The organism is Pseudotabrizicola alkalilacus, assembly GCF_003443995.1.
Taxonomy (GTDB): Bacteria; Pseudomonadota; Alphaproteobacteria; order Rhodobacterales; family Rhodobacteraceae; genus Pseudotabrizicola; species Pseudotabrizicola alkalilacus.
In genome coordinates this window covers 104555-131487 of record NZ_QWEY01000006.1, presented here as the reverse complement: position 1 = coordinate 131487, position 26933 = coordinate 104555, and the positions used below count along the sequence as shown (strand labels likewise).

27 protein-coding genes are annotated in these 26933 nt (G+C 63.5%); 10 read left to right on the top strand and 17 right to left on the bottom strand.

From position 1 onward, the window contains the following. Nucleotides 1-192: 192 nt before the first annotated feature. A complete protein-coding gene (locus tag D1012_RS22450) occupies nt 193-822 on the top strand; it encodes a hypothetical protein (protein WP_147335685.1) in 630 nt (209 codons plus the stop codon). 459 nt (nt 823-1281) lie between these two features. Here D1012_RS22450 and iolD read toward each other — a convergent pair whose 3' ends face one another. The 12 genes from iolD to uxaC all read right to left on the bottom strand — a co-directional run bounded on the left by iolD (nt 1282) and on the right by uxaC (nt 15037). After that, a complete protein-coding gene (iolD, locus tag D1012_RS12205; protein ID WP_118152587.1) occupies nt 1282-3105 on the bottom strand; it encodes a 3D-(3,5/4)-trihydroxycyclohexane-1,2-dione acylhydrolase (decyclizing) in 1824 nt (607 codons plus the stop codon). Between the two features lie 4 nt (nt 3106-3109). Next, a complete protein-coding gene (locus tag D1012_RS12200) occupies nt 3110-5008 on the bottom strand; it encodes a bifunctional 5-dehydro-2-deoxygluconokinase/5-dehydro-2-deoxyphosphogluconate aldolase (RefSeq protein WP_118152585.1) in 1899 nt (632 codons plus the stop codon). Then, the gene (gene iolG / locus D1012_RS12195) at nt 5008-6009 is read right to left on the bottom strand and encodes an inositol 2-dehydrogenase (RefSeq protein WP_118152583.1); all 1002 of its coding nucleotides are present in this window, start codon (nt 6007-6009) and stop codon (nt 5008-5010) included. Before iolG ends, D1012_RS12200 begins: the two co-directional genes overlap by 1 nt. Before the next feature lie 274 nt (nt 6010-6283). Next, entirely contained in the window at nt 6284-7444 is a 1161-nt protein-coding gene (gene uxuA, locus D1012_RS12190) for a mannonate dehydratase (protein ID WP_118152581.1), read from the bottom strand. Then, on the bottom strand, nt 7441-8865 hold the full coding sequence (locus tag D1012_RS12185) for a mannitol dehydrogenase family protein (protein ID WP_118152579.1): 1425 nt from the start codon (nt 8863-8865) through the stop codon (nt 7441-7443). The genes uxuA and D1012_RS12185 overlap by 4 nt, the downstream gene beginning before the upstream one ends. Continuing rightward, nucleotides 8843-9568: a 2-dehydro-3-deoxy-D-gluconate 5-dehydrogenase KduD gene (kduD, locus tag D1012_RS12180; RefSeq protein WP_118152577.1), complete on the bottom strand. Its 726-nt coding sequence runs from the start codon at nt 9566-9568 to the stop codon at nt 8843-8845. The genes D1012_RS12185 and kduD overlap by 23 nt, the downstream gene beginning before the upstream one ends. Beyond that, nucleotides 9565-10389, bottom strand: coding sequence for a 5-dehydro-4-deoxy-D-glucuronate isomerase (gene kduI / locus D1012_RS12175; protein ID WP_118152574.1), 825 nt, complete (start codon nt 10387-10389; stop codon nt 9565-9567). The genes kduD and kduI overlap by 4 nt, the downstream gene beginning before the upstream one ends. Nucleotides 10390-10400: 11 nt before the next feature. Then, on the bottom strand, nt 10401-10709 hold the full coding sequence (locus tag D1012_RS12170) for a cupin domain-containing protein (protein ID WP_118152572.1): 309 nt from the start codon (nt 10707-10709) through the stop codon (nt 10401-10403). Between the two features lie 8 nt (nt 10710-10717). Continuing rightward, entirely contained in the window at nt 10718-11998 is a 1281-nt protein-coding gene (locus tag D1012_RS12165; RefSeq protein WP_118152570.1) for a TRAP transporter large permease, read from the bottom strand. Beyond that, entirely contained in the window at nt 11998-12525 is a 528-nt protein-coding gene (locus tag D1012_RS12160; RefSeq protein WP_118152568.1) for a TRAP transporter small permease, read from the bottom strand. Before D1012_RS12160 ends, D1012_RS12165 begins: the two co-directional genes overlap by 1 nt. A gap of 96 nt (nt 12526-12621) precedes the next feature. Next, complete coding sequence (locus D1012_RS12155) at nt 12622-13605, bottom strand: TRAP transporter substrate-binding protein (protein WP_118152566.1); 984 nt, start codon at nt 13603-13605, stop codon at nt 12622-12624. A gap of 25 nt (nt 13606-13630) precedes the next feature. After that, nucleotides 13631-15037: a glucuronate isomerase gene (uxaC, locus tag D1012_RS12150; protein WP_118152563.1), complete on the bottom strand. Its 1407-nt coding sequence runs from the start codon at nt 15035-15037 to the stop codon at nt 13631-13633. 100 nt (nt 15038-15137) lie between these two features. Between uxaC and D1012_RS12145 the strand changes: the two genes are divergently transcribed. Beyond that, a complete protein-coding gene (locus tag D1012_RS12145) occupies nt 15138-15848 on the top strand; it encodes a GntR family transcriptional regulator (RefSeq protein ID WP_118152561.1) in 711 nt (236 codons plus the stop codon). 39 nt (nt 15849-15887) lie between these two features. Here D1012_RS12145 and aptA read toward each other — a convergent pair whose 3' ends face one another. Then, entirely contained in the window at nt 15888-17213 is a 1326-nt protein-coding gene (gene aptA / locus D1012_RS12140) for an omega-aminotransferase AptA (protein ID WP_118152559.1), read from the bottom strand. 204 nt (nt 17214-17417) lie between these two features. Between aptA and D1012_RS12135 the strand changes: the two genes are divergently transcribed. The 6 genes from D1012_RS12135 to D1012_RS12110 all read left to right on the top strand — a co-directional run bounded on the left by D1012_RS12135 (nt 17418) and on the right by D1012_RS12110 (nt 23977). Further along, a complete protein-coding gene (locus D1012_RS12135; protein ID WP_118152557.1) occupies nt 17418-18023 on the top strand; it encodes a TetR family transcriptional regulator C-terminal domain-containing protein in 606 nt (201 codons plus the stop codon). 72 nt (nt 18024-18095) lie between these two features. Continuing rightward, nucleotides 18096-19424, top strand: a complete 1329-nt coding sequence (locus D1012_RS12130) for an XRE family transcriptional regulator (RefSeq protein ID WP_118152555.1) — start codon at nt 18096-18098, stop codon at nt 19422-19424. 76 nt (nt 19425-19500) lie between these two features. Beyond that, nucleotides 19501-19869 (top strand): response regulator transcription factor, encoded by a 369-nt coding sequence (locus tag D1012_RS12125; protein ID WP_118152553.1) that lies wholly within the window; start codon nt 19501-19503, stop codon nt 19867-19869. Nucleotides 19870-19873: 4 nt separating this feature from the next. Continuing rightward, nucleotides 19874-20164 carry a hypothetical protein gene (locus D1012_RS12120; protein WP_118152551.1) on the top strand — a complete coding sequence of 97 codons (291 nt, stop codon included), beginning with the start codon at nt 19874-19876 and terminating at the stop codon, nt 20162-20164. A 12-nt stretch (nt 20165-20176) separates the two neighbouring features. Continuing rightward, nucleotides 20177-22864 carry an ATP-binding protein gene (locus D1012_RS12115; RefSeq protein ID WP_118152549.1) on the top strand — a complete coding sequence of 896 codons (2688 nt, stop codon included), beginning with the start codon at nt 20177-20179 and terminating at the stop codon, nt 22862-22864. Between the two features lie 96 nt (nt 22865-22960). Next, nucleotides 22961-23977, top strand: a complete 1017-nt coding sequence (locus D1012_RS12110) for a FliM/FliN family flagellar motor switch protein (RefSeq protein ID WP_147335684.1) — start codon at nt 22961-22963, stop codon at nt 23975-23977. A 15-nt stretch (nt 23978-23992) separates the two neighbouring features. Here D1012_RS12110 and D1012_RS12105 read toward each other — a convergent pair whose 3' ends face one another. Genes D1012_RS12105 through D1012_RS12090 form a run of 4 tightly spaced genes read right to left on the bottom strand, consistent with a single transcriptional unit; the run spans nt 23993 to nt 26182 of the window. Further along, nucleotides 23993-24418 (bottom strand): protein tyrosine phosphatase family protein, encoded by a 426-nt coding sequence (locus D1012_RS12105; RefSeq protein ID WP_118152545.1) that lies wholly within the window; start codon nt 24416-24418, stop codon nt 23993-23995. Then, nucleotides 24400-24852 (bottom strand): DUF6691 family protein, encoded by a 453-nt coding sequence (locus tag D1012_RS12100; RefSeq protein WP_118152542.1) that lies wholly within the window; start codon nt 24850-24852, stop codon nt 24400-24402. The genes D1012_RS12105 and D1012_RS12100 overlap by 19 nt, the downstream gene beginning before the upstream one ends. 1 nt (nt 24853) lies before the next feature. Beyond that, nucleotides 24854-25279 carry a YeeE/YedE family protein gene (locus tag D1012_RS12095; RefSeq protein WP_118152853.1) on the bottom strand — a complete coding sequence of 142 codons (426 nt, stop codon included), beginning with the start codon at nt 25277-25279 and terminating at the stop codon, nt 24854-24856. 39 nt (nt 25280-25318) lie between these two features. After that, complete coding sequence (locus D1012_RS12090; RefSeq protein WP_118152540.1) at nt 25319-26182, bottom strand: MBL fold metallo-hydrolase; 864 nt, start codon at nt 26180-26182, stop codon at nt 25319-25321. A 160-nt stretch (nt 26183-26342) separates the two neighbouring features. On the opposite strand from D1012_RS12090, the gene D1012_RS12085 reads away from it, so the two are divergent. Both D1012_RS12085 and D1012_RS12080 read left to right on the top strand, forming a co-directional pair. After that, nucleotides 26343-26672 carry a TraR/DksA family transcriptional regulator gene (locus tag D1012_RS12085; RefSeq protein WP_118152851.1) on the top strand — a complete coding sequence of 110 codons (330 nt, stop codon included), beginning with the start codon at nt 26343-26345 and terminating at the stop codon, nt 26670-26672. A 13-nt stretch (nt 26673-26685) separates the two neighbouring features. Further along, complete coding sequence (locus tag D1012_RS12080; RefSeq protein ID WP_147335683.1) at nt 26686-26907, top strand: hypothetical protein; 222 nt, start codon at nt 26686-26688, stop codon at nt 26905-26907. Nucleotides 26908-26933 lie beyond the last annotated feature (26 nt).

The following is a 26933-nucleotide window of genomic DNA, read 5'->3' as shown; positions in this document are numbered from 1 at the left end:
CCCCATCAGCGTGTCAACCGTACGACACTCAGCCCCCAAAATATGATCGCTATCTTGCCGTTAGGGGGCATTACCCCGCCAATATCTTTCGTGATATCCTTTGCACCTATCTTCTATCTGAATCATGCCTATCTGAAGATTGCCTGATCACAGTATCCTGATCGCAAAATGAACGTTGGGTCAGGGGCATACATGAAAAGAAGTCATTCTTCAGGCCAAGGCTACCTTGATCAGATCACACATGTACTAGCCCGCCTTATTTATTGGTCCCAGCCTGCACATCCAAAGCCATCGGCGGCCAGAACACCCAAAATCAGAAATTCGATACATTCGATGATAGGGCTGGAAAGCCTTGAAGCGCGACCTGTGCTTATTCTATCAAGATCTGATGCAATGGTGCAGGTAAGTGAATGGATTGTCGATGCTGGTTTTTGGGTGGCGCATTCTCAGTCTATACAGAAAGAACTTGAGAGTTTGAGACCGGACATGCCGAAATGGTCGGTCATTCTGATCGCCATTGATGATTTTGGCGGCATTACAGACGTGATAGAAGATCTGCTACAACTTCGCCGCGCGCAACCTGGCCTGCCGGTTATCCTGCTCAGCTCCGAAGTGCAGGGCGATGATTTCTCCAGCGTCAGAAAGCATGTGTGCGATGCCACTCTGCGTCTGCCGGTCTCTCTCCCCAGATTGAACCTGGCGCTTTGTGAGTCATTAGTGAATAATCTGGAATGGGTTGATTTTTCAGAAAAATTTCAATCAAGATCGGCTGTTTTCCCGAAAGGTTATCGTTTCAACGGCTTCACTCAGCATGAGGTTTGATAGACCAGATACAATTTTACCATTGGGATCACAACCAAAGGACTTTCGCTGCATCGGGAAAAGGCAGCTGCGCCTGCAATTTCATGGTGAGGAATGCCGATGCTGAAGGCGGAGGTTTGAAGGATGCGCGCAATGGATAGTTCTGACCTGAAAAAATGCTCACCTGATCAAAAGTGTTCTGGCGAGCCCTCAGCTGGACTGGTTGGCATTATTTCAATGGCTGTTGTCATTGCGCTTATTGTCGCGCTAACCGCGCTTTCCTGGGGGGCGCCCTGGTGGTCTGCATTGGCGATCTACTCCGGCGTTGGGTGCGTGGTCACCATTGGTTTGTCTGTCAGGTTCTTTCTTTTTTACAGATAGCTGGAATTGTTTTTGCCCCGGCGTTCTTTGCAGGGTTATCGACGCAAAGTTTCTTTCCGTCGCCCTGAGGGCGGGCGACGGGGTTGGTTTCGCGGCAGATCAAGCCTGATCTTTTCGTTTGGCGTCATAGATCTGGCGGGCGACGTTCACCTGTGGGCGCGGGCTGACTTCGGGCACTGTCACCTCCCACCAGTGGCCGCCATGCGGGGTGCTGGGATAGGGGTCGGTGTCGATCACGATGACATAAGGGCCGGAAATGCTGTCGCGGCGGGCAAGCGCTGCCTCCAGTTCCGCGATGCTGGTCACCTTGACCGCTTCGGCCCCCATCGCGGCGGCATGGGCGGCAAAGTCGATGCGGGGTTGGTGCGTGATATTGGCATGGGCGTAGAGATTGTTGAACTCCGCCCCGCCGGTGCCCATCTGCAGCCGGTTGATGCAGCCATAGCCGCTGTTGTCGGTGATGACGGTGGTAAAGGAAATGCCCATCATCGCAGCGGTGGCCATCTCGGAGTTCATCATCATGTAGCTGCCGTCGCCGACCATGCAGATCACGTCCCGCTCTGGCTGCGCCAGCTTGATGCCGATGGCCCCGGCAATCTCGTATCCCATGCAGGAAAAGCCGTATTCCATGTGATAGGCCCCGGCGCGAGGCGATTTCCACAGCTTGTGCAGCTCGCCCGGCATGGTGCCGGCGGCGCACATCACCACGGTATCCAGATGGCCTGCGCGCTGCACCGCCCCGATCACCTGCTGGTCGGTCGGCAGGGCATTGGCATCGCCGGGGGCATCCGTCAGCGGATCAACGGCCGCGAACCACGCCTCTTTCAGCCCCGCAGGCGGGGCGGGGCAGCGGTGATCGCCCAAGGCGGCGCGCAGCTGCTGCAAGGCGATGCGGGCATCGGCACACAGCGGCTCGGCCCCGTGTTTCATCGCATCATAGGCGGCGACGTTGATCGACACGAGGGTGCGGTCCTTGTTCTTGAACAGCGCCCAGGAGCCGGTGGTGAAGTCCTGAAACCGCGTGCCGACCCCAAGGATCAGATCGGCATCCTCGCACACCGCATTGGCGCTGCTGGCCCCGGTCACGCCGACCGGGCCAAAATTCAACGCATGGTCCCACGGCAGAGCAGATTTCCCGGCCTGGGTTTCCACCACCGGAATGCCAAGGCTGTCGGCGAAATCGGCCAGCTCGCCCTCTGCCCCGGCGAAATGCACGCCTCCTCCGGCAATGATCACCGGGCGTTTGGCGGCACGGATCAGGCTGGCGATGCGGTCAAGCTCCACCGGGTCGGGATGCGGCTGGCGGATGCGCCAGACCTTTGGCGCAAAGAATGCCTCGGGCCAGTCATAAGCCTCGGCCTGCACGTCCTGACAAAACGCAAGCGTGACCGGGCCACAGTCTGCCGGATCGGTCATGGTGCGCATCGCACGGGGCAGGGCGGTGAGCAGTTGCTCGGGCCGGGTGATGCGGTCGAAATAGCGGCTGACCGGGCGGAAACAGTCGTTGACCGTCATGGTGCCGTCGCCGGTGTCTTCCAGCTGTTGCAGCACCGGGTCGGGGCCGCGACCGGCAAAGACATCACCCGGAATGAACAGCACCGGCAGCCGGTTGACATGGGCCAGTGCGGCGGCCGTGACCATGTTCAGCGCGCCGGGACCGATCGAGGAGGTCACGGCCATGGCACGGGTGCGGCGCATCTGCTTGGCAAAGGCGATGGCGGTATGGGCCATCGACTGCTCGTTCTGGCCGCGATACGTCGGCCAGCTGTCCTTGATGCCGTGCAGCGCCTCGCCGATCCCGGCGACATTGCCATGGCCAAAGATGGCCCAGCATCCGGCAAGATAGGTCTCGCCCGCCTCATTCTGTTGCGCGGCAAGATAGCGCATCATCGCCTGTGCGGCGGTCAGCCGGATCGTGGACATCGGTTTACCCTTTTCTGGCCCGCGCTGCATCCCACAGGGTGCAGAGCCGGGCATAGGTGTTGGCCATTTGCGCGACCGCATCAGCGGCCGTCATGGTTCCGGCCATAAAGCCCTTTGCCGCCTCGGCAAAGATGGTGCGGCCCACGGCAAAGCCTTTGACCAGATCAAACCGGGCGGCGGTGGCAAAGCTTGTGGCCAGTGTTGCCTCGGTCTCGCCCAGACCCAGCACCACGATGCCGCGCGTGTGCGGATCGTTGCGGGTGATGGCGTCGCAGGCGGCTTGCCAGGCGGCATCGGTCTGCATCGGCTCCAGCTTCCACCAGTCGGGGAAGATGCCGATGTCGTAAAACCGCTGGATCACCTGCGCGGTGGTGTCATCCGTCACCGGCCCGGCCTTGGAGGGGATCACCTCCAGCAGAAACTCCAGCCGGTTGCGGCGGGCGGCGTGGAACAGGCGGGTGACGGTGGCCTCCTGGTCGGCCCGCATCTCGGCACTGTCGTCGGGGTGGTAAAAGCACAGCACCTTGACCACATGCGCCAGCGGCCATTCCGCCAGCCCGCCGAAATCGGGGCCAAGCTCGGGCTCCAGCGTCAGCGGGCGCGAGCCGGGCCATTCGACCGGGCGGCCGATCCACAGACCGGAGTCGGCGGCTTCATGCAGCGCGTCGCGGCCCAGCCGGTTGTCGCACAGGATGCCATAGCCGGGGCGGCCCTGTTGAACATCCGTCGCAGCTTTCAGGCACAAAGCCTTGAAAGCGCCGATCTTTCCGGCATCAGCGCCCGGCAGGGATTCCAGCTGCATCCGGTGGTCAAAGGCAAACACCCGCATGGTGGACCAATCGCCCGTGCGGTTGGTGGACCAGTGGATCTGCTCCAGCGGCTGGTCGTGACGCAGGGCCGGGTTGACCACGCCGCGCCGGAAAAAGAACTGCAGCTCTTCCCACGATGGATAGGCCGGGGCGCAACCATGGCGCGACACGGCAAAGGCCCCGCAGGCATTGGCGTATTTCAGCGCCACCGGCCAGGACTCGCCATCGAGCCAGCCCTTGAGCAGGCCCGACATAAAGCCATCACCCGCGCCCAGCACATTGAACACCTCGATCGGAAAGCCGGGACCGGCCTCGCCTTCGTCCAATGTGTCGGGGATGGCACCGGTAAAGGCGACCGCGCCCATCGGCCCGCGTTTGCAGACCAGCGTGGCGGCAGACACCGCCCGCACGGCGCGCAGCGCGGCGATGGTGTCGGTGGTGCCACCGGCGATGTGGAACTCTTCTTCGGTGCCGACGATCAGGTCGAACAGGTGCAGGGTGGATTGCAGCTTGGCGGTGACAGCGGCGGATTCGACAAAGCGGCTTTCGCCGTCGCCATGCCCGGCAAGGCCCCAGAGATTGGGGCGGTAGTCGATGTCGAGCGCTGTCTGCGCCCCGCTGTCCCGCGCCAGATGCAGCGCCTTGAGCACCGCCGCTTCGGTGCGGGCATGGCTCAGGTGGGTGCCGGTGGCCACCACGGCGCGGGCGCGGGCGATGAAGGCGGGATCAATGTCTTCCTCGCACAGCGCCATGTCGGCACAATTCTCGCGGTAAAAGATCAGCGGAAAGTGATGCTCGTCGCGGATGCCCAGCAGCACCAGCGCGGTCAGACGCTCGGGGTCGGTGATCACGCCATCGGTGCAGACCCCTTCGCGCGCCAGCTGCTCGCGGATGAAGCGGCCCATATGCTCGTCACCCACGCGGGTCAGCAGCGCCGATGTCAGCCCCAGCCGGGCGGTGCCGACTGAGATATTGGTGGGGCTGCCGCCGACATATTTCTGGAAGCTGCCCATGTCTTCCAGCCGCCCGCCGACCTGCGCGCCGTACAGATCCACCGACGCCCGGCCAATGGTGATGAGGTCGAGATCCCGCATCACAGAACCTCAGAGACCTTGACCATGCGGCCCTCGGCCACCGATTTGAGCGCGGCTTCGGCAAGCGCCAGCGCCATCAGCCCATCATGCCCGGTGGTCGGTGTGGGGGCACCCTCGGCGACAGCAGCGACAAAGGCCGCGATTTCATTGGCATAGGCGGCAGTGTAGCGCGACATGAAGAAGTTGAGCAAAGGTGCGGTGTGAAACCCGTCCTTGTCGGCCAGCGTGATGCGGTTTTCACCATGATTTTCCGCCGCCGCCAGACCGTCTGAGCCCAGAACCTCGATCCGCTGATCATAACCATAGGCGGCGCGGCGGGTGTTGGTGATGATGGCCTGTGTGCCGCTTGCAGTGCGCAGGATCACGTTTGCAGAATCAAAATCGCCCAGCTCGCCGATGCGCGTGTCGACGAGGACTGAGGCCGAGGCGAACACTTCGGTCACTTCCTCGCCCAGAAGCCAGCGGGCGATGTCGAAATCATGGATCGTCATGTCGCGGAACATGCCGCCCGAGCGGGTGATGTAATCTGGCGGCGGCGCGCCGGGATCGCGGCTGGTGATGGTGACCATTTCGACCTTGCCGACTTTACCTGCATCAATCGCGGCCTTTACGGCCATGAAATCAGGGTCAAAACGGCGGTTGAAGCCGACCATCAGCGTGCCCTTGGCGGCCTCGACCGTGGCGATGCACTCCTTGACGCGGGCCAGCGACAGATCGACCGGCTTTTCGCAGAACACGGCCTTGCCCGCGCGGACAAAGCGCTCGATCAGGTCGGCATGGGTGTCGGTGGGGGTGCAGATCACCACGGCATCGACATCGGCACTGGCCTCGATCGCGTCGATGCTGCGGATGTCGCAGCCATAGGCCGCCTTGATCGCTTCGGCGGCTGCGGGCATCGGGTCGGCGATGGCGATCAGGGTCGCACCGGGGACCGAGGCAACAGCGCCTGCGTGAACCTTGCCGATGCGGCCTGCGCCGAGGATTGCAAATCTGACAGTCATGACAGCCCTTTCTGCCCCGAGCCTGCGCCCGGGATATTCTGATCAAAAAACGAAAACGGCCCCGGTCATCATGGTGACCTGGGGGCCAGAGACAAAGAAGCACCCGGCAGGGGGGGCGCAAAAGGCGTGGCGTTCAGCCGATCTGACTCCATGAACGCGCGGCCTCCCTGCTGCGGTTTGGCCGGAGCCTGCGGCAGAGTTGCGGCAGGGTCAACGGGGCAGGCGAGGCAATTTGTCATTCGGGATGAAAAATTACCTATGCCCCCGGCGCATGTCAGGCTCCGTTGTAGCGCAGCCCGGCCATCACCCCGCGCAATTCGGCCAGTCCGCGCAGGCGACCAACCAGCGGATAGCCGGGATGGGTGCCGCGCGCGGCGTCATCCAGCAGTTCGTGCCCGTGATCGGGGCGGAACGGAATCACCCGGCCCGACGCGGTACCCTCGGCCAGCAGCGCGGCGATGACGGCGACCATATCGGTATCTCCCTCCAGATGCGCTGCCTCTTCAAAGCTGCCATCGGGGTCTTTGCGCACGTTGCGCAGATGCGCGAAATGGACACGCGGCGCAAAGCGGCGCGCCAACGCGGGCAGGTCATTGGCCGGATTGGCGCCAAGCGAGCCGGTACAAAAGGTCAACCCGTTGGCGGGGCTATCGACGGCATTCAGGATAAAGTCGATGTCTTCGGCATCGGAGACGATGCGTGGCAGGCCCAGAATATCGCGTGGCGGATCGTCGGGGTGGACACCGAATGTCATGCCCAGATCTTCAGCCGCCGGAATAACTTCATCCAGAAAGCGCTTGTAATTGCTGCGCAATGCGGCGCGGTCCAAACCGTCATAGCCTTGCAACGCGGCTTTCAGACCCGCAATGTCATAGCGGTCATAGGCCCCCGGCAGGCCGGACATGATCGAATGCAGCAGGGTATCCTTGTCAGCTTCGGTCGCTTGCTGATGCCAGATCGCGGCCTTTTGCAGCGCCTCGGGGGTATAATCCGCCTCGGCCTCGGCGCGGCCCAGCATGTAGAGCTCGAACGCCGCCATCTTTGACGCCTCGAACCGCAGGCACGACCCACCGCGCGCCACCGGGGCGGCAAGGTCGGTGCGGGTCCAGTCCAACAGCGGCATGAAATTGTAGCAGATGTTGGTCACGCCCTCGGCCGCCAGATGCGCCATCGACTGGCGGTAATTGGCGAAAAGCTGGCTCAGATCGCCCTCGCCCCGCTTGATGCGTTCGTGGATCGGCAGGCTTTCGACCACCACCCAGTCAAAGCCTGCCGCCTTGATTTCCGCATTGCGCGCGGCAATCACCTCGCGCGGCCAGACCTCGCCATAGGGGATCTCGTGCAGGGCGGTGACGATGCCTGTCGCGCCGGTCTGGGCGATTTCGGGCAGGGTGATGCGGTCAAACGGGCCGTACCAGCGCCAGCTTTCGATCATAGCAGCGCCTCCATCGCGGCTTTAGCCCCTTGATCCAGCAGGGTGGCATAGGCCGCGCGCAGAGGCTGGTCGAGCCGGGCGGCCAGAGCTTCGGGGAACACCTCGCGCAGGGCCAGCAGCGCGCCGACCGGATCGGCAGAGGTTGCCGCATCCCGCAGGCGCGGGGCGAGCGGGTCTTTGACCTCGATCGCAGCGCCGGTCAGATCGGTGCCGCGCACGTAGATCATCCACGCCGCCACCGCCAGCATCAGGCCGGGGCTGGGACGGTCGGCGTCAAGGTTGCTTACCAGCGTGCCAAGGATGCGTTGCGGCAGCTTCTGGCTGCCATCCATCGCGATCTGCCAGGTGCGGTGGCGGATCGACGGGTTCGCATAGCGGTCGTGCAGCGCCTGCGCATACTCGGGCAGGCTGACGCCTTCGGGCGGGGTCAGGGCCGGGATGATCTCGCGCGACCACAGGGCTTGCACGAAACGGTCCAGCACAGGGTCGGCCATGCAGTCGGCGATGGTCTCGTGCCCGGACAGATAGCCCAGATAGGCCAGCGAGGAATGGGTGCCGTTGAGCATCCGCAGCTTCATATGCTCGAATTCGGTGACATCGCGCACCAGCTGCACACCAACCGCGCCCAGATCGGGGCGCAGGCCGCCCACGAAATCATCCTCGACCACCCATTGCCGGAACGGTTCGTGCATCACCGGGGCGGCATCATGCGCGCCGATCAGGCGTTCCACCCGTGCTACGTCTTCGGGTTTGGTGGCAGGCACGATCCGGTCAACCATGGTTGACGGGAAACGCCCTTCGGCCTCGATCCACGCGGCAAGCGCCGGGTCAAGGGCGCGGGCCAGTTCCAGCACCACACCGCGCACGACATGGCCGTTGTTGGGCAGGTTGTCGCAGGTCAGCACGGTAAAGGGCGGCAGGCCGCGCTGGTGGCGCAGGGCGAGGGCGCGGACCAGATAACCGGGGGCTGACACCGGCAGGGGGGTGGCCAGATCCTGCACGATATCGGGATGCGCTTGATTGAGGCGACCGGTCGATGGCTCGTGGCAATAGCCCTTTTCGGTCACGGTCAGGCTGACGATTTTCACGCCCGGATCCGCCATCGCCTCCAGCACCGCGCCTGGGTCTTCGCGCGCCACCAGCACGCCCTGCACCGATTGCACATGGCGCAGGGTCTCACCCATCGGCCCCAGCTCCAGCGCCATATAGGTGCCGCCTTGCGGGGTCAGCTGGTCGCGCATCGTGGTCGATTGCAGCGAGACGCCAAGGATGCCCCAGTCCCCGCCGGAGGCTGACATTGCCTCTTCGATGTAAACCGCGCCATGGGCACGGAAAAACGCGCCAAGGCCAAGGTGGACGATGCCGACAGGAACGGTCGGCGCGCTGCGGGTCAGGCGTTCAGCGGGCAAGCCAGCCTCCATCAACATTGAGAACCGCGCCATGGATATAGGCGGCGGCGGGGGAGGACAGGAACACCGCCGCCTCGCCAATATCATCCGCACGGCCCCAGCGCCCGGCCGGGATACGGTCGAGGATGGATTTGTTCCGGTCCGGGTCGGCGCGCAGCGCTTCGGTATTGTTGGTCTCGATATAGCCGGGGGCGATGGCATTCACGTTGATGCCCTTGGCCGCCCATTCATTGGCCAGCAGTTTGGTAATGCCCGCCACGCCATGCTTGGACGCAGTGTAAGACGGCACCCGGATGCCGCCCTGAAACGACAACAGCGAGGCGATGTTGACGATTTTAGCATCCGCACCGCGCGCCAATGCCGCTTTGGCAAAGGCTTGGGCTGTGAAGAACACCGCCTTGAGGTTCACATCCATCACCGCATCCCAGTCTTCCTCGGTGAACTCCACCGAATCCGCCCGGCGGATGATGCCGGCGTTGTTGACCAGAATGTCGATGGTGCGGCCCGAGAACACATCGCGCGCCGCCATCGGGTCAGCGAAATCAAGCGTCAGCTCTTCGCCGCCGGTCAGCGCCACAGTCTCGGCGCAGGACGAGCGCCCCGCAGCAATCACATGCGCGCCGGCCCGGGCCATCGCTGCTGCGATGGCCTGCCCGATGCCGGTATTGGCCCCGGTGACAAGGGCGGTCTGGCCGGAAAGCGAAAACGGGTTCACCGCAAATCCTCCATCTTGACCATTTCCACGTCGCGGTAGTCGACGTTGTCGCCCGCCATCGCCCAGATAAAGGTATAGCTTGCGGTGCCTGCGCCACAATGGATCGACCACGGCGGCGAAATCGCGGCCTCTTCATTCTTGATGACCAGATGCCGGGTTTCCGCCGGGTCGCCCATGAAGTGAAACACCCGCTGGCCTTCGGGGATGTCGAAGTACAGGTAAGCCTCCATCCGGCGGTCATGCAGGTGGGCGGGCATTGTGTTCCAGACCGAGCCGCCGTGGAACTGGGTATAGCCCAGCACCAGCTGGCACGAGGTCATCACCTCGGGGTGGATGAACTGGTTGATGGTGCGGTGGTTGACGGTTTCCGCCGCCCCCAGCGTGACCTTTTTGGCATCCTCCAGCTTGATCAGCCGGGCCGGATAGGCGTGATGCGCGGGGCAGGAGTTGATGTAGAACCGGCCCTGACCGGAGAAGGTCACCGCGCCCGCACCCATCGGCAGATACAGCACATCGCCTTTGGACAGCGCATAGGTCTCCCCCCCCGCAGACACCGACCCATCGCCGCCGATGTTGACGATGCCCATCTCGCGCCGGTCCAGAATGCTGGCGGTGCCGGTTTCCTTGACCGCATCCAGCACCAGATCCTTGCCCGCAGGCACCGCGCCGCCGACGATCATCCGGTCGTAATGGGTGTAGAGCAGACGGATCTGGCCGTCCTGAAACAGCCCCTCGCCATGGAAATTCGCGCGCAAGGCGGTGGTATCCATGCCCTTGGCTTCATTGGCAGAGATCGCCTGACGGGTTTCGACGTAAAGCATGAGGAGTCCTTTCAGAGAAAATCATCACGACGGGGGGTAAACCCGTCGATCAGGGTGCCGGGTTCAAGGCAGACGCAGCCATGAACGGCGCCTGAAGGGATGACAAAGGCATCGCCCGGTCCGACCTCGAAATCGCGGTCGGCGATGGTAAACCGAAAGCGCCCGGATTGCACAAAGGTCGATTGCACGTGGCTGTGGTGGTGCAGCGCGCCCGTGGCCCCGGTGGCGGCAAAGCGGAACGCCACGGTCATCAGCTCAGGGCTGTCGGCCAGCACCTGACGGGTGACGTGCTCGGCGGTTTCGACAACAGGATAGGTCATATTGGGCCTCAGTGGAACAGGGCGGGCAGCCACAGGGACAGCGCCGGGATATAGGTGACAAGCATCAGGGTCGCGAACGCCGCGCCATAGAACGGCCAGATCGTGCGCACCGCCTGCCAGACCGAGATCTTGCCGACAGCGCAACCAACGAACAGCACCGCACCCACAGGGGGCGTACACAGCCCGATACCAAGGTTCAGCACCAGAATAACCCCGAAATGCACCGGATCGATGCCAAAGGCGGTCGCGACCGGCAGGAAAATCGGGGTGGTGATCACGATCAGCGGCGACATGTCCATAAAGGTGCCCAGGATCAGCAGGATCACGTTGATCAGCAGCAAGATCACGATTGGGTTCTGGCTGACGCTCTGCATCAGCTCGATCATCGCGGTCGGCACCTTGAGGTAAGCCAGCAGCCAGCCAAAGGAGGCGGCACAGCCGATCACCAGCAAGACCATGGCGGTGGTGCGGACCGCCGCCTTGACCGCGCCGACGAAATCATTCCAGCCCATGGTGCGATAGGCCAGCGTGGTGACACCCAACGCATAGATGGCGGCGATACAGGACGACTCCGACGCGGTGAACACGCCCGAACGCACGCCGCCAAAGATGATCCCGATCAGCAAAAGCCCCGGGATGGCGTTGATCAGCAACAGGCCCAGCATGGACCAGCCCGGAAAGGGTTCGGTCGGGTAGTTCTTCTTGCGCGCCACCCACCAAGCAGCGGCGGCAAGGGAAAGCGCGAGAATGAAGCCCGGAATGATCCCGGCGGTGAACAGATCGGCAATCGACAAACGGCCCCCGGCCGAGATCGAATAGATGATCATGTTATGAGACGGCGGGATCATCAGCGCGATGATCGAGCTGACCACCGTGATATTGACCGCGTAATCAACATCATAGCCGCGTTCTTTCATCTGCGGCACCATCAGCCCGCCGATGGCCGAGGCATCTGCGGCGGCCGAGCCGGAAATGCCGCCGAACAGCACGGACGAGGCGATGTTGACCTGCCCCAACCCGCCCCGGAAATGCCCGACCGCAGCCCCCGCCACGGCAATCAGCCGCCGGGCAATGTCGCCGCGCACCATCACCTCACCGGCAAATATAAAGAACGGGATCGCCATCAGCGCAAATACCGACACGCCAGAGTTCAGCCGCTGGAACACCACCACCGGCGGCAGGCCCATATACAGCACCGTGGCAAAGCTGGACACGCCCAGACAAAACGCCACCGGCGTGCCAATCGCCAGCAGCACCCCAAAGGTGCCAAAAAGAACCCAAAGCTCCATCACGCCACCTCTTCGAGTTCAGTTTCGCCGAAACGTGCCGTGGGCAAGCCAGCGGCCCGCCGCGCCAGTCGTTCCAGTGAGAAAATCACCATCAGCACCCCGCCAACGACCAGGGGGATGAAATCCACCGCCCCGGTGATGCCGAGTGAGGGCAGGGTGATGCCATAGGCCGACACCATCAGCTGCCCGCCAAACCAGACCATGCCGATGCCGAACCCGGTCACCACAATGTCGGACAGCGAATACAGGATCAGCTTGACCCGCTGCGACACCAGATAGAGCAGGATGTCGAACGACAGGTGATAGCCTTCGCGGATACCGACTGCGGCCCCCAGAAAGATGAACCATCCCATCAGGATCACCGCAGCAGGCTCGCTCCAGATGATGGAATCGTTCAGCAGATAGCGGAAAAACACCTGCGCGCCGATGATGGCGGTCATCGCCACCAGCCCCGCCCCGGCGACCCAGAGCGCCGCTTTCGCGACATAGCCCAGCCAGACGGCCAGACGTAACAAACCCGGTTGCATAAAGCCCCCCTATGCCGCGCGCGGCGCCCCTTTGTCTTGGCTTGAATATCCCACGGCGGGACCGGAGGTCTAAAACCCCCGGTCCCGCCGCTTGCCTCACTCGGTCGCTTGGATCCGGGTGACCAGATCCTGCAGTTTTGGCGTGTTGGCATGCTTTTCATAGACCGGGACCATCGCTTCGATGAACGGGGTCTTGTCGATCTCGGAAATCACTTCCACGCCTGCCGCGCGGACCTTTGCCTCGGACTCTTTCTCGCGCGCGGCCCAAAGCTCGCGGTTGACCGGGATCGAGTCCTTTGCGGCCTGCACGACCAGCGCCTGATCTTCGGCGCTCAACTTGTCGTAGCTGGCTTTCGACATCACCAGAACTTCCGGAACGATCAGGTGCTGGTTCAGCGTGTAGTAGCCCGCGACCTCGTAGTGTCCCGAGGATTCAAACGATGGCCAGTTGTTCTCCGCGCCGTCGATCACGCCGGTCTGGATGCCGGAATAGACCTCACCGTAAGGCATCGGCGTGGCATTGGCGCCAAGGGCCGACATCATGTCGACAAACACGTCCGACTGCATCACGCGGATCTTCATGCCCTTCAGGTCATCGACCGAGGTGATCGGCTTTTGCTTGTTGTAGAACGAGCGCGAGCCGCCGTCGAAATAGGCCAGACCGACAAAGCCATGCGGCTCGAATGCGGCGAGGATCTCTTCCCCCACAGGGCCATCCATCACGCGGTGCATATGGTCGGTCGAGCGGAAGATGAAGGGCAGCGAGACAACCTTGGTTTCCTCGATGATGTTGTTGAATGGACCCATCGACACGCGGTTGAAGTCGATCACCCCGAACTTGGTCTGCTCGATGGTGTCTTTCTCTTCGCCCAGCTGGGCGGAGTGGAACACCTCGATACAGATGCGCCCGGCGCTGCGCTCTTTCAGCAGCTCGCCCATGTGTTTGACGGCATCTACCGTGGGGTAGCCGTCCGGGTGGGTGTCGGATGATTTCAGGGTCACTTCGCAGTCTGCGAAAGCGGCCCCCGCAAAGGCGGTCGTTGCCAGCAGGGCAGCGGCCAAGGTGTTGAATTTTTTCATTATAGTCTCCTCCCGTTGAATGGCTTCACAGCCGGTAGGCTTGCTTTGCAAGCCGGTATGCAAGGTCATGTGCGACCTCGTATGCGTCGCCCTCTGCCAGCCTGCCGGTGCGGACCAGCGTGGCAAGAAAGGCGCAATCCACCCGGCGGGCCACATCATGGCGCGCGGGGATCGACAGATAGGCGCGGGTGTCGTCGTTGAATCCCACCGTGTTATAGAATCCTGCGGTTTCGGTGGTCATTTCGCGGAACCGGCGCATGCCCTCAGCGCTGTCATGGAACCACCAGGCCGGCCCCAGTTTCAGTGCCGGATAGACCCCGGCCAGCGGGGCCAGTTCGCGGGCATAGGACGACTCGTCCAGCGTAAACACGATCACCGACAGCCGTGGGTCCATGCCGACCGCGTTCAACAGCGGGCGCAGGGCGGCGACGTAATCGGTGCGGCCCGGAATGTCGAAGCCCTTGTCGCGGCCGAACATCGCCAGCATCGGGTCGGAATGGTTGCGCCGTGATCCGGGGTGGATCTGCAGCACCAGCCCGTCGTCCAGGCTCATCCGCGCCATTTCGGTCAGCATCTGGCCGCGAAAGGCGTCGGCCTCCTCAGCCGAGCATTCGCCCCGCAGGGCCTTTGCAAACAACAGCGCCGCCTGATCCTGTGGCAGGTCTTCGGTGCGGGCGGTGGCGTGGCCGTGGTCCGATGAGGTGCAGCCGTAGCTTTTGAAAAACGCGCGCCGGATCCGGTGCGCGTTCAGATAGCCTTGCCATGTCGTCGTGTCTTCGCCAGTGATCTCGCCCAAGCGCGCCACGTTCTGCGCGAAACCGGTAAACTCCGGGTCCACCACGGCATCTGGGCGGTAGGCGGGCACAACGCGGCCTGTCCAGCCCGAGTCGCGGATCATCTGGTGCCAGCGCAGATCATCCAGCGCGCCATCGGTGGTGGAGATCACCTCGATGTTGAAGCGGTCAAACAGCGCGCGCGGGCGGAATTCGGGGGTGGCCAATGCACTTGCGATGCGGTCGTAATAGTCATCGGCGGTGGCCGTCGACAGCGGCACATCGAAGCCGAAGATCGTCTGAAACGCATGGTCCAGCCACAGCCGCGACGGCGTGCCCCGGAACAGGTGATAATTCTGCGCGAACAGATGCCAGATCTTGCGGCCATCGGTCTCGGTCGGGCCGCCATCAGCGCGCGGCACCCCCAGATCGGTCAGCGCGATACCTTGCGAGCACAGCATACGGAACACATAATGATCGGGCGTCACCAACAGCTGCGCAGGATCGGGAAACGCCTCATCGGTCGCATACCAGCGCGGATCGGTGTGGCCATGCGGGCTGATGATCGGCAGATCCGCCACCGTGTCATACAGCGCGCGGGCCAGACCACGGGCGTCTGATTCGAGCGGAAACAGGCGATCAGAGTCCAGCAGTGGCACTTGTATTTCCCTCTCCCTGTGCGCTTGATCGGCGAAAGATGCTTTTCAAGCGACTGGCAAACTAATATGCTAGTATGCGAAACCTGTCAACGGAGGGACGATGTCTGATAGCGCGCTTCTGAAAGTGCTGGAGCCAATCAGCCGGCCGTCTGTCACCGATGCGGTTTTCGAAGAGCTGCACCGCCAGATCCTTGCCCTTGATCTGCCACCCGGCACCCGGATGTCAGAGGTGGATGTGGCAAAGATCATGGGGGTGTCGCGCCAACCGGTGCGCGATGCGTTTTACCGGCTGTCAACGCTGGGGTTTCTGACCATCCGTCCGCAGCGTGCCACGGTGGTCTCGGCGATCTCCGAGGCGGCGGTGATGCAGGCGCGCTTCATCCGCTCGGCCATCGAGGCGGAAACCGTGCGCATGGCTTGTGTGCGGCTGGGAGAGGGTGACTTTGCCGCGCTGGACACAGTGCTGGAGCAACAGCGTGCCGCGGTCGAGGCCCGCGATGCGGTGGGGTTTCATGCGCTGGACGACCTTTTTCACCGCGAAATCTGTGAGCGCAGCGGCCATGGCTTTGCCTGGGATATCATCCGTGAGAACAAGGCGCATATGGACCGGGTACGGTTTTTGTCGCTGTCCTTCGCCTCGCAGGATGCGTTTGGCGATCATTTGCAGGTGATGGCGGCGCTGCGTGCGCGCGACGCGCCGGGCGCGATGGCTGCGATGCACGCTCATCTGTCGCGGATCAAGGTGCAGATCCGCCGGATCCGCTCCGAGCATGAGGCGTTTTTTGATGGCGAGCCGGTGCTGGATATCTGAGGTCAAATCCCGGACCGGGGCCGGGCTTTGACAGTCGGTTCACTCAAGCGTTTTCAGCACATCGGCCAAAGTGCCGATCAGCGTGTCGATCTGCGCCGTGCTGATCATCAGCGGCGGTGACATGGCGATGATGTCGCCAGTGGTGCGGATCAGGATGTTTTTGTCGTAAGCTGCCAGAAACGCCGCAAATGCCCGCTTTGTAGGCTCGCCCGCAATCGGGTCCAGCTCCACCGCGCCGATCAGACCCATGTTGCGCACGTCGGTCACATGGCGCGAGTCGCGCAAGGAATGCAGCGCATCCTCCCAATAGGGGGCGATGTCGGCGGCGCGCTCGAACAGCTGCTCCTCCTTGTAGGTTTCCAGCGTGGCGATCCCGGCGGCGCTGGCAATCGGGTTACCGGAATAGGTGTAGCCGTGGAACAGCTCGATCATGTGCTCGGGGCCGTCCATGAAGGCGTCATGCACATCCGCCGTGGTCAGCACCGCGCCCATCGGAATCACACCATTGGTCAGGCCCTTGGCGGTGGTCATCATGTCGGGCAGCACGTCGAAATACTGCGAGGCAAAGGGCGCGCCGAGGCGGCCAAAGCCGGTGATGACCTCGTCGAAAATCAGCAGGATGCCGTGCTTTTTCGTAATCGCCCGCAGCTTTTCCAGATAGCCCTTTGGCGGCAGGATCACGCCGGTGGACCCCGCAACCGGCTCCACGATCACGGCGGCGATGGTTTCGGCCCCGTGCAGCGCCACCAGCTTTTCCAGATCATCGGCCAGCCATGCGCCATGCTCGGGCTGGCCGCGCGACCAGCGGTTTTCATCCGGCAGATGCGTGTGAGGAAGATGGTCCACCCCATTGAGAAGGCTGCCAAAATGCCGACGGTTGTTGACGATGCCGCCGACCGAGATGCCGCCGAAGTTCACGCCATGATAGCCGCGTTCGCGCCCGATCAGCCGGGTGCGGGTGCCCTGGCCCTTGGCGCGGTGATAGGCAATCGCGAGTTTCAGTGCCGTTTCAACGCTTTCCGAGCCGGAGTTCGTGTAGAATACATGCTCTATCCCCTTCGGCGCCATCTCGACGATGCGGTTGGCCAGCTCGAACGCAACCGGGTGGCCCATCTGGAACGCGGGCGCATAGTCCAGCTCTGCCGCCTGCTTCTGGATCGCCTCGGTGATCTTTGGCCGGCAATGGCCCGCGTTGCAGCACCACAGCCCCGCCGTGCCATCCAGCACCTGACGGCCATCGCTGGTGGTGTAGTGCATGTCTTTGGCCGCCACAAACATGCGCGGGTTCTTCTTGAACTGGCGGTTGGCGGTAAAGGGCATCCAGAAGGCGTTCAGGTCATTGGGGGTTTTGCGGTCCAGCGCCATGGTGTCGGGGTTCCTGTTGGGGCGGCCTTGCGGCGCGCGGATGGGTTTTGACCGGATGGTCAGATCTTGCTATCACTGCGGCCAAGCCAGTCAAGTGCCCGCCGGATCCCCCTTGATCTTAGCATAACCAGCCAACGCTCTGCCAATTGCATGATGGCGCATTCTGCGCCACCCTGTCCCTTCGGCCGCAGGAATGACGACACAATGCCAAGACCAAAGACCCGTATCCAGATCAGGAATTCCGAAACCATCCTTGAGGCTGCGCTTGATGTGTTTTCCGCCCATGGTTTTCGGGGGGCGACGCTGGATCAGATCGCCGAGGGGGCGGGGCTGTCAAAGCCCAATCTGCTGTATTATTTTCCGTCGAAAGAGGCGATCCACCAGACCTTGCTGACCCGGCTGTTGGAAACCTGGCTGGACCCGCTGCGCGAGATGGACCCGAACGGCGATCCGGTGGCCGAGGTGATGGGCTATGTCCGTCGCAAGCTGGAGCTGAGCCGCGATTACCCGCGCGAAAGCCGGTTGTTTGCGATTGAGATTCTGCAAGGCGCGCCCCGGATGCGAGAGGCGATCGAGGGCGATCTGACTGCGCTGGTGGCCGAAAAGGCGAAAGTGCTGCGGCACTGGATGGAGGAGGGGCGGATTGCAAGGCTGGACCCGGTGCATCTGGTGTTCTCGATCTGGGCGCTGACGCAGCATTATGCCGACTTCGATGTGCAGGTCCGCACAGTTCTGGGCGAGGGACATGACCCCTATGCCGAGGCCGGGGCGTTTCTGGAAACGCTGTATATGCGGTTGCTGGCACCCTGAGCGGGTTTGACATTTCCTTGTAAACTTCACTGGCAGTTGTAAAGATGGCGCTTCCCGCATCAGGTTGCCGCCATGCCCAACAGCCCGCCGTCATCACCCGCCAGCCTGACTGGCAGCCTGATCCGCGAGCGGCGGCTGGCGCTGGGGTTGCGGCAAGGCGATGTGGCGCAGGCGGTGGGGATTTCGGCCAGCTATCTGAACCTGATCGAACACAACCGCCGGCGGGTCGGGGCCGAGGTGCTGGAGCGTCTGGCCGGGGTGCTGGGCACCGAGACGGCGATCCTGTCCGAAGGCGCGGGCGGGGCGCTGATTGACGATCTGCGCGCCGCAGCCTCGACCGCGCCGGGCGAGAAACCGGAGCTGGATCGGATCGAGGATTTCGCGGGCCGCTTTCCGGGCTGGGCCGCAGTGCTGGCGGCGCAGCATCATCGCGCGGCGCAGCTGGAACGTGCGGTTGGTGCGCTCAATGACCGGCTGACCCATGATCCGCATCTGTCGGCATCGCTGCATGAGGTGCTGTCGGCGCTGGCCTCGGTGCGCTCCACCGCTGCGATTCTGGCAGATACCGAAGATATCGAGCCGGATTGGCGCGAACGGTTCCACCAGAACCTGCATCAGGACAGCGAAAGGCTCGCCGCCGGGGCCGAGGCGCTGGTGGCCTATCTCGACGGCTCGGATACGGCGGTCGATACCGGGCTGGCCGCCCCGCAGGAAGAGGTGGAAGGCTGGCTGGCCGCGCGCGGCTGGCAACTGGCCGAGCTGGAACAGCCGGAAGGGCTGGCACAGCTGCTGACCGAGGTGGCGGGCCTTGCCTCAGCCGCCGCGCGCTCGTTGGCGGCCGATTTTCTGCGGCAGGCGGCGGCAGAGGCGCAGAACCTGCCCGATGCCGCCTTGCGCGCGGCGTTGGCGCGGGGTGAGGATGATCCGGCAGTATTGGCGCGTGACACGGGGCTTTCGGTGCTGGCGGTGATGCGGCGGATCGCGCTGCTGCCAGGGTCGGTGGCGGGGCTGGTGATCTGCGATGCCTCTGGCACCTTGCTGTTCCGCAAGCCGGTCGATGGCTTTGCCTTGCCGCGTTTCGGCGCGGCGTGCCCGCTCTGGCCGCTGTTTGCGGCGCTGGCGCGGCCTATGACGCCGCTTGTGGCGCGGGTGGAACCGGCGGGGCGGGCGGCGCGGGTGTTCCGCACGCTGTCGATCTGCGAGACCCGGTTGCCACAGGGCTTTGCCGGGCCGGAGTTGCGCGAGGCGGCGATGCTGATCCTGCCCGATGACGCGCCGCGAGGCGTGGGGCCGGTGCTGGCGATTGGCAGTTCGTGCCGGATCTGCCCGCGCGGGCGGTGCCCGGCGCGGCGCGAGCCCTCGATTCTGGCCGAAGCCGGGACGGCGGCGGGTGTGCAATAGTGCTTTGACATACCCCGGCATTCGCCGGATAGTCTGTTTGCATCCGGTTGCAGGCCGGAGGGGGGAACCAACACATATGACGGCGCGTGTGCTGCTCATCGAGGATGAGCCGAACATCTCCGAGGCTATTCGGTTTATCCTGTCGCGCGACGGCTGCGATGTGACGGCGCTTGCCGATGGCACCGGCGCGCTGGATGCGGTGCGGGCGGCGATGCCGGATCTGGTGATCCTTGATCTGATGCTGCCCGGCCTGAGTGGGCTGGAAATCCTGATACAGCTGCGCGCAGACCCGACGACGCAATCGCTGCCGGTGATGATGCTGACCGCCAAAGGGCAGGGCCGCGACCGTGAAGCGGCGGAACGCGCCGGGGCGAGCCATTTCATGACCAAGCCCTTCTCGAACGATGACATGCGCGCCGCTGTGCGGGCGCTGACGCAGGGCTGACGCCATGGCCCAAGCCCCGCACACGCCGCCCTTGTTCCTGCGCCCGGCCAGCTACCGCCAGCGCAGGCGGCGGGATGCGGCCCGGCTGTTGCCGGTGATCGGGGTGTTTCTGATGCTGTTGCCCGTGCTTTGGGCACCGCAGGACACGTTTCACCGCGATACCGCACCTGACGGGATTTATCTGTTTGTGGTCTGGGCGGTGCTGATCGGTCTGGCCATGCTGATCTCGCGCAGTCTGAACGCCACGGATGAGGACGACCCCGATGCGCCCGGCGATCAGGGCCTTGGGCAATAGGGGCGCGCGGCGATGCCCTTTAACATTCTGGTCCTGTCCTGTCTGGCCTATGTGATCTTTCTGTTCGGCGTCGCTTGGGCCGCCGAGCGGCGGGCGGACCGGGGCCGCCTGGGCTGGCTGCAATCGCCGTTGATCTACACGCTGTCTCTGTCGATCTATTGCACCGCCTGGACGTTTTACGGCGCGGTCGGCTATGCGGCGCGGTCTGGCTTAGAGTTTCTGACGATCTATCTGGGGCCGACGATTGTGTTCATCGGCTGGTGGTGGATCCTGCGCAAGCTGGTGCGGATCGGGCGGCAACAGCGCGTGACCTCGATCGCCGACCTGATCTCCAGCCGGTTTGGCAAGTCCAACCTGCTGGGCGTGATCGTGACGGTGATCGCGGTGGTGGCGGCCACGCCCTATATCGCGCTGCAACTGCAGTCGGTCACGCTGTCGTTCAGCGTCTTTGCCAGCCCGACCGATGACGGGTTCTCGCCGCCGGGCACCGAGGCCACGGCGGTCTGGGTCGCGGGCGGGCTGGCGTTGTTCACCATTCTGTTCGGCACCCGCAATCTGGATGCCAAGGAGCAGCACCATGGCATCGTCACCGCCATCGCGGTGGAGGCGGTGGTCAAGCTGATTGCGCTGATCGCGGTGGGGGTGTTCGTGGTCTGGTTCATGGCCGATGGGCCGGCCGACATGATCGCGCGGATTGACGCGTCAGAGATTGCCGACTGGAACCTGCAACCGGGCCGATGGGCCGGGCTGTTGTTTGCGGCGGGGGCGGCAGTGATCTGCCTGCCACGCATGTTTCAGGTGATGGTGGTCGAAAATGCTGATGAGCGGCATCTGGCCACCGCGTCCTGGGCGTTTCCGCTGTATCTGTTCGCGATGAGCCTGTTCATCGTGCCGATTGCGGTGATGGGGCTGGAACGGCTGCCGGCGGGGGCCAACCCGGATATGTTCGTGCTGACGCTGCCGCTCGCCGAAGGGCAGGGCGCGCTGGCGATGCTGGCCTTTTTGGGCGGGTTTTCCTCGGCCACCTCGATGGTGATCGTCGAGTCGATTGCGCTGGCCACCATGGTCTCCAACCATATCGTCATGCCGGTCTGGCTGCGGCTGCGCCCGTCACGCGCCGTTTCAGGCGATGTGCGGCGGCTGGTCCTGCTGTCGCGGCGGATTTCCATCGGCGTGGTGCTGGGCTTGGGCTATGCCTATTACCGGATGTCGGGCGGATCGACGGCGCTGGCGGCGATCGGCCTGATCGCCTTTGTCGGCGTGGCGCAGTTTCTGCCGGCGATGGTGTTTGGCATCTTCTGGCGCGGTGCGACCCGGATCGGGGCGGCGCTGGGAATGACGGTGGGGTTCGTGGTCTGGGCCTATACCCTGTTCTTACCCTCATTCGGTGCCGATGCGGTGATTCCGGCCATGGTGTTCATCGACGGGCCATGGGGCATCGGCTGGCTGCGACCACGCGCCTTGTTCGGGGTATCGACCATGGACCCGCTGCTGCACGCGCTGTTCTGGTCGATGTTTCTGAACACGGCGGCATTTCTGACCGGATCGCTGCTGACCTTTCCCGGCCCGGTGGAGCGGATGCAGGGCGCGGCCTTTGTGCGGGTGTTTGACACGACCACGGGCAGCCCGCGCGGCTGGCAGCGCGGGCTGGCGGAACCCGAAGATCTGCTGGTGATGTCACAGCGGATCATGGGCGATGAGGATGCGCTGGTGTTTTTCGAGGCCGAAGCGAAGGGGCAGGGCAAGGCAGGGTATCTGCCGGACCCGACGCCGGAGTTCATGGCGCGGCTGGAACGTCGGCTGGCGGGATCGGTGGGGGCGGCGACCGCCCACGCGATGATGAGCCAGCTTGCGGGCCGCGCCACGGTGACGGTCGAAGACCTGATGGCGGTGGCCAGCGAGTCGGCGCAGATCATGGAGTATTCGGCCCGGCTGGAAAGCCAGCAGGAAGAGGTGACCCGCACCGCACGGGCGCTGCGCGAGGCCAATGAAAAGCTGATGCAGCTGTCGATCCAGAAAGATGCGTTCCTGAGCCAGATCAGCCATGAGCTGCGCACGCCGATGACCTCGATCCGGGCGTTTTCCGAGATTTTGACCGAGGGCGATCTGCCGCCCGAGCTGGTGGCGAACTATGGCCGCATCATTCATGACGAGGCAAAGCGCCTGACCCGGCTGCTGGATGATCTGCTGGATCTGTCGGTGCTGGAAAACGGCACGGTGCAGCTGAATCTGGGGCTGTCGAACCTGAGCCAGATGATCGACCGGGCGCTGGCATCGGCCAGTCACACCAAGCCCGAGCGCAGTTTCATCATTCACCGGGATCTGCCGATGGAGAATATCTTTATCCGCACCGATGCCGACCGGCTGGTGCAGGTGTTCATCAATCTGATCTCGAACGCGCGCAAATATTGTGATGCGGCATCGCCCGAGCTGCGCATATCGGTGCGGCAAAAAGGCGGGCGGGTGACGGTGGATTTTGTCGACAACGGCTCGGGGATTGCCAAGGACAGCCAGGCGCTGATCTTCGAGAAATTTGCCCGGCTGACCGATCAGACCCGCGCCGGGGGCGCGGGACTGGGGCTGGCGATCTGCCGCGAGGTGATGGCCAATCTGGGTGGCACGATCACCTATCTGCCGGGGCAGGGCGGGGCGGCGTTCCGTGTGGCGGTGCCGTTGCGGCTGGAGCGCAAAGCCGGGTGAAACAGCGGATGCGGCGGGTGATGTAAACCATTTGGTAACCCCACTGCACGAAACTGATCCAAAGCGGGCAAGGATGGGATCGCCGTGGCGGGTGAGGTGATACGTAAAAAACTGCTGACCGGGCAGCAAGCCGCCATTGAGGGCGGTCCGGGGGCAGACCGGGCGTGGCGGGTGGCTTTTGCCCGCGCGACGCGCGACATGATGCAGCTGCCGGTCGATTTCGCAAGTCTGAGCATAAGCCGGCTGTCGCTGGCCGAACTGCTGGACCTGCCGCCCGAACGCGCGCTGATCCTGATGCTGGAAGGGCCGCAGGAGGGGCTGGGTCTGCTGATCCTGTCGCCCGATCTGCTGACGGCGCTGATCGAGGTGCTGACAATGGGCAAATGTGGCAACCAGACGCCCGACCCGCGCAAACCCACCCGCACCGATGCCGCCATGCTGTCGCCGCTGGTCGATCTGGCCCTGTCGCATCTGGAAGAGGCGCTGGCGGAAGATGGCGATCTGATCTGGACCAGCGGTTTCCGCTATGCCTCTTTTATCGAAGAGGCGCGGCCGCTGGGGCTGCTGCTGGAAGACATCAGCTATCGCGCGCTGACCGCGCGGCTGTCGCTGGCCCATGGCGCGCGGGTGGGGGACATGATTCTGATCCTCCCGGCAGAGGGGCGGGGACGCAAGCCGCGTCGCAAGGCAAATGCCGTGCCCGATGCGGTGGCCCGCCCGGCCTTTGCCGCAGCACTCGCCACGCGGGTCGAGGCGGCGACGTGTCAGATCGAGGCGGTGGTGGCGCGGATGTCGCTGCCATTGACCGAGGTGATGTGCCTGTCGGTCAATACGGTGCTGCCGTTGCCCAGTGCAGCGCTGGACCGCATCCGGTTTGAGGGGCTGGACGGGCGCTGCGTGGCCGAAGGCAAACTGGGCCAGCACCGCGGCATGCGCGCGATCCGCCTGACCTCTGGCGAATGGCAGGATGACCAGGCGACGCACCCGCCGGTCGCATTTGCCGCCGCCGCACCGGCAGACTTTCCAGCAGGGTCGTGGGAATCGGAAACGCCAGCCGGCGATGCGCCGCTGGCGTTTGATTTCGCAAGCTTTCCCGCCACGGGGACCGATTAGGCGTGGCGCATTCGCTTAGCGCTTGGCCAGCGTCTCGATCTGGGGCCGCAGCGCTTCGAGGTTGTAGCCGTGGCGGGCCGGGATGCCGATCAACTCATCGGTCGGCTTCTCGCCCGCCTGTGCCAGTGCCCAGCAAATCGACGAGCGGTTGCCACTGGCACAATAGGCCAGCACCGGGCCGGTGGCAGAGGTGATCGCCTCGGCCTGTGCGGTCACATTGGCCATGGTCAACGCGCCGCCGATGACTGGGTTTGCCACAAACTCCAGCCCTGCCGCCTCTGCCGCCGCCTGCATGGCGGCGGTGTGATGCGAGGGCGGGATTTCCGCATCGGGGCGGTTGTTGATCACCCGTGTATAGCCCGCCGCCTTGATCGCCGCAAAATCCTCGGGGTCGATCTGGGGGGAAACGGCGTAGTCGGGGGTCAGCGGGCGGATGTCCATGCGGTATCTCCTTTGGGGGTCAGGGCGCGGCGCAATGCGGGCGTGGCGACCATAGCGGCGAGCATCGCAACAAGAAAGACCAGACCGCTTGCGCCGTTCAGGAAAGCCGCCGCAAAGGCCGGGCCGGGGCAGAGCCCCACCAGCCCCCAGCCCGCACCGAACAGCACCGAGCCAAGGATCAGGTTGCGATCCAGTTTTTGCGGCAGCCGGTCGGGAATCGGCGTGCCCAGCACAGCGGTCTTGCGCCGCTCTGCCACCTGCCAGGCGATTGCCATCGGCAGGATCGCGCCGCCCATCACAAAGGCCAGTGTCGGATCCCATGCGCCGAACACGTCGAGCCAGCCCTGCACCTTGACGGTATCGACCATGCCCGACACCAGCAGTCCCGCACCAAACAACGCCCCGGACAGGGCGGAAAACACCATGCGCTTCATGTCAGATTACCCCCAGCCAGTGACGGAAGAGCAGAACGACCACACCGCCCGCCGCGATATAGGCGATGGTGGCCGCCATGCCGCGCCAGGACAGGCGCGAAATGCCGCACACCCCGTGGCCCGAGGTGCAGCCATTGGCCAGCCGCGTGCCAAACCCCACCAACAGCCCGGCGACAACCAGCAGCCAGATGTTGTCGGTCAGCCTTGTGTCAACGTGGTCATACAGCCCGACGAGCAGGGGCGGAAACAGGATCAGGCCCGCCAGAAAGGCCAGCCGCTCACCCCAATTGCTGCGGCCAGAGCCATCGACGAGGCCGCCGACAATGCCCGAGGCCCCCATGATCCGGCCATTCATCAAAAGAAAAAGCGCACCCGCGCCGCCGATCATCAGGCCCCCGACAAAGCCCCAGATCCAGTCTTGTTCCAGCATATGCAGTCCTGTTGTCTGTGAAAGAAGAGGGGCTGCTTACAGCCCGTTCACCGGCACTTTCAGATAGGTGGTGCCATTGTCTTCGGGCTCCGGCATCTGCCCCGCGCGCATGTTCACCTGCAACGACGGGATGATCAGACGTGGCATTGCCAGCGTGGCATCGCGGGTTTCGCGCATGGCCACGAAGTCTTCGCGGCTTTTGCCGCCGCCGACATGAACATTCAGCGCCTTTTGCGCGCCGACCGTGGTTTCCCAGGCGAATTCTTCCCGGCCCGGTGCCTTGTAATCATGGCAGACGAAAATCCGGGTCTGATCCGGCAGGGCCATGATCTTTTGGACGGAATCGAACAGCGTCGCAGCGGAGCCACCGGGGAAATCGCAGCGCGCCGTGCCGAAATCGGGCATGAACAGCGTGTCACCGACAAAGGCTGCATCGCCGATCACATAGGTCAGGCAGGCAGGCGTGTGGCCGGGCGTGTGCAGCACATCGCCGCGCAACTGACCGATGTGAAAGCTGTCGCCTTCGTGGAACAGCTGATCGAACTGCGAGCCGTCGCGCTGAAACCGGGTGCCCTCGTTGAAGATCTTGCCAAAGGTGTTCTGTACCACGGTAATGCGGTCGCCGATCCCGATCTTGCCGCCCAGACGCTCCTGAATATAGGGCGCGGCAGAGAGGTGGTCGGCATGCACGTGGGTTTCCAGAATCCAGTGCAGATCAAGGCCCTTTTCCTGAATATAGGCGATGACCTGATCGGCAGAGCGGGTGTCAGTCCGGCCTGACGCATAGTCGAAATCAAGGACGGAATCGATCACGGCGCAGGCTTTGCCTTCGGGCTCGGTCACCACATAGGTGATGGTATTGGTGGCTTCGTCAAAGAAACCCTGAACGGTGGGGGTCATTGTCGTCTCCCATTGGCTGTCTGATCCCTGAGATAGGGGAAGGTCAGACACATTGCAAGATTTGAATGTATAAGCTGGCGGATTGCTGCCGGTTTTTTGACCTGTATCAATGCTGGGTGATCCGTCTGATGCGAAAGTGGCACAGCACTTGGGGGACAGTATGCGCAAATCACCGGCCGATCGCAAAGCTCAACTTCTGGCCCGCCGCGCCGCACTTGCGGAGCGGATGACCTCGATCGAGGTCGAGCTGGACAGTCATCAGAACCGCGACTGGGAAGAGCTTGCCACCGAACGCGAGAGCGATGAGGTGCTGGAGGGCATGGGTGTCGCTGCCTTGGCAGAGTTGCGGATGATTGATGCGGCGCTGGTCCGGGTCGATGCGGGTACCTACGGGCAATGCGCCCGCTGTGGGGCCGAAATTGGCGACCAGCGGCTGGATGTGTTGCCGTTTACGCCATTTTGCCGCGATTGCGCGGCTTTGAGCGACTGAGAGGGAGAGAATGATGGGAACGCAACAGGATCTGCGCCGGATCGCGCAGCTGGCGGTGGACGCGGCAGAGAAGGTATCGTACGGCCATAGCGCTCTTGCACCGCTGCTGAAAGAGATGCAGGCGCTGGGTGAGGTTTTGCCGGGATTGCGCCCGCCGTCTGCCCAGCTGTCGCCGGCCCAGCGGGTCGCACTTGATGCCGAAATCGAGGCTGGCTTCGACAATATGCCGGTCTGACTGTGCCTTGCCGCAATATCGGGTGA

Bases quoted from the DNA above. Each gene is read 5' to 3' on its own strand.
- D1012_RS12115 (WP_118152549.1), top strand. From the start codon at position 20,177: ATGCCCTTTAACATTCTGGTCCTGTCCTGTCTGGCCTATGTGATCTTT.
- aptA (WP_118152559.1), bottom strand. From the start codon at position 17,213: ATGGCGCTGGACCGCAAAACCCCCAATGACCTGAACGCCTTCTGGATG.
- D1012_RS12090 (WP_118152540.1), bottom strand. From the start codon at position 26,182: ATGACCCCCACCGTTCAGGGTTTCTTTGACGAAGCCACCAATACCATC.
- D1012_RS12185 (WP_118152579.1), bottom strand. From the start codon at position 8,865: ATGGAGGCTGGCTTGCCCGCTGAACGCCTGACCCGCAGCGCGCCGACC.
- kduI (WP_118152574.1), bottom strand. From the start codon at position 10,389: ATGCTTTACGTCGAAACCCGTCAGGCGATCTCTGCCAATGAAGCCAAG.
- D1012_RS12170 (WP_118152572.1), bottom strand. From the start codon at position 10,709: ATGACCTATCCTGTTGTCGAAACCGCCGAGCACGTCACCCGTCAGGTG.
- D1012_RS12125 (WP_118152553.1), top strand. From the start codon at position 19,501: ATGACGGCGCGTGTGCTGCTCATCGAGGATGAGCCGAACATCTCCGAG.
- D1012_RS12165 (WP_118152570.1), bottom strand. From the start codon at position 11,998: ATGGAGCTTTGGGTTCTTTTTGGCACCTTTGGGGTGCTGCTGGCGATT.
- D1012_RS12200 (WP_118152585.1), bottom strand. From the start codon at position 5,008: ATGCGGGATCTCGACCTCATCACCATTGGCCGGGCGTCGGTGGATCTG.
- D1012_RS12080 (WP_147335683.1), top strand. From the start codon at position 26,686: ATGGGAACGCAACAGGATCTGCGCCGGATCGCGCAGCTGGCGGTGGAC.
- D1012_RS12105 (WP_118152545.1), bottom strand. From the start codon at position 24,418: ATGGACATCCGCCCGCTGACCCCCGACTACGCCGTTTCCCCCCAGATC.
- uxuA (WP_118152581.1), bottom strand. From the start codon at position 7,444: ATGATCGAAAGCTGGCGCTGGTACGGCCCGTTTGACCGCATCACCCTG.
- D1012_RS12160 (WP_118152568.1), bottom strand. From the start codon at position 12,525: ATGCAACCGGGTTTGTTACGTCTGGCCGTCTGGCTGGGCTATGTCGCG.
- D1012_RS12135 (WP_118152557.1), top strand. From the start codon at position 17,418: ATGCCAAGACCAAAGACCCGTATCCAGATCAGGAATTCCGAAACCATC.
- D1012_RS22450 (WP_147335685.1), top strand. From the start codon at position 193: ATGAAAAGAAGTCATTCTTCAGGCCAAGGCTACCTTGATCAGATCACA.
- D1012_RS12155 (WP_118152566.1), bottom strand. From the start codon at position 13,605: ATGAAAAAATTCAACACCTTGGCCGCTGCCCTGCTGGCAACGACCGCC.
- iolD (WP_118152587.1), bottom strand. From the start codon at position 3,105: ATGTCCACGATCCGGCTGACCGCCGCACAGGCGATGATGCGCTATCTT.
- iolG (WP_118152583.1), bottom strand. From the start codon at position 6,009: ATGACTGTCAGATTTGCAATCCTCGGCGCAGGCCGCATCGGCAAGGTT.
- D1012_RS12145 (WP_118152561.1), top strand. From the start codon at position 15,138: ATGTCTGATAGCGCGCTTCTGAAAGTGCTGGAGCCAATCAGCCGGCCG.
- D1012_RS12130 (WP_118152555.1), top strand. From the start codon at position 18,096: ATGCCCAACAGCCCGCCGTCATCACCCGCCAGCCTGACTGGCAGCCTG.
- D1012_RS12085 (WP_118152851.1), top strand. From the start codon at position 26,343: ATGCGCAAATCACCGGCCGATCGCAAAGCTCAACTTCTGGCCCGCCGC.
- D1012_RS12100 (WP_118152542.1), bottom strand. From the start codon at position 24,852: ATGAAGCGCATGGTGTTTTCCGCCCTGTCCGGGGCGTTGTTTGGTGCG.
- D1012_RS12120 (WP_118152551.1), top strand. From the start codon at position 19,874: ATGGCCCAAGCCCCGCACACGCCGCCCTTGTTCCTGCGCCCGGCCAGC.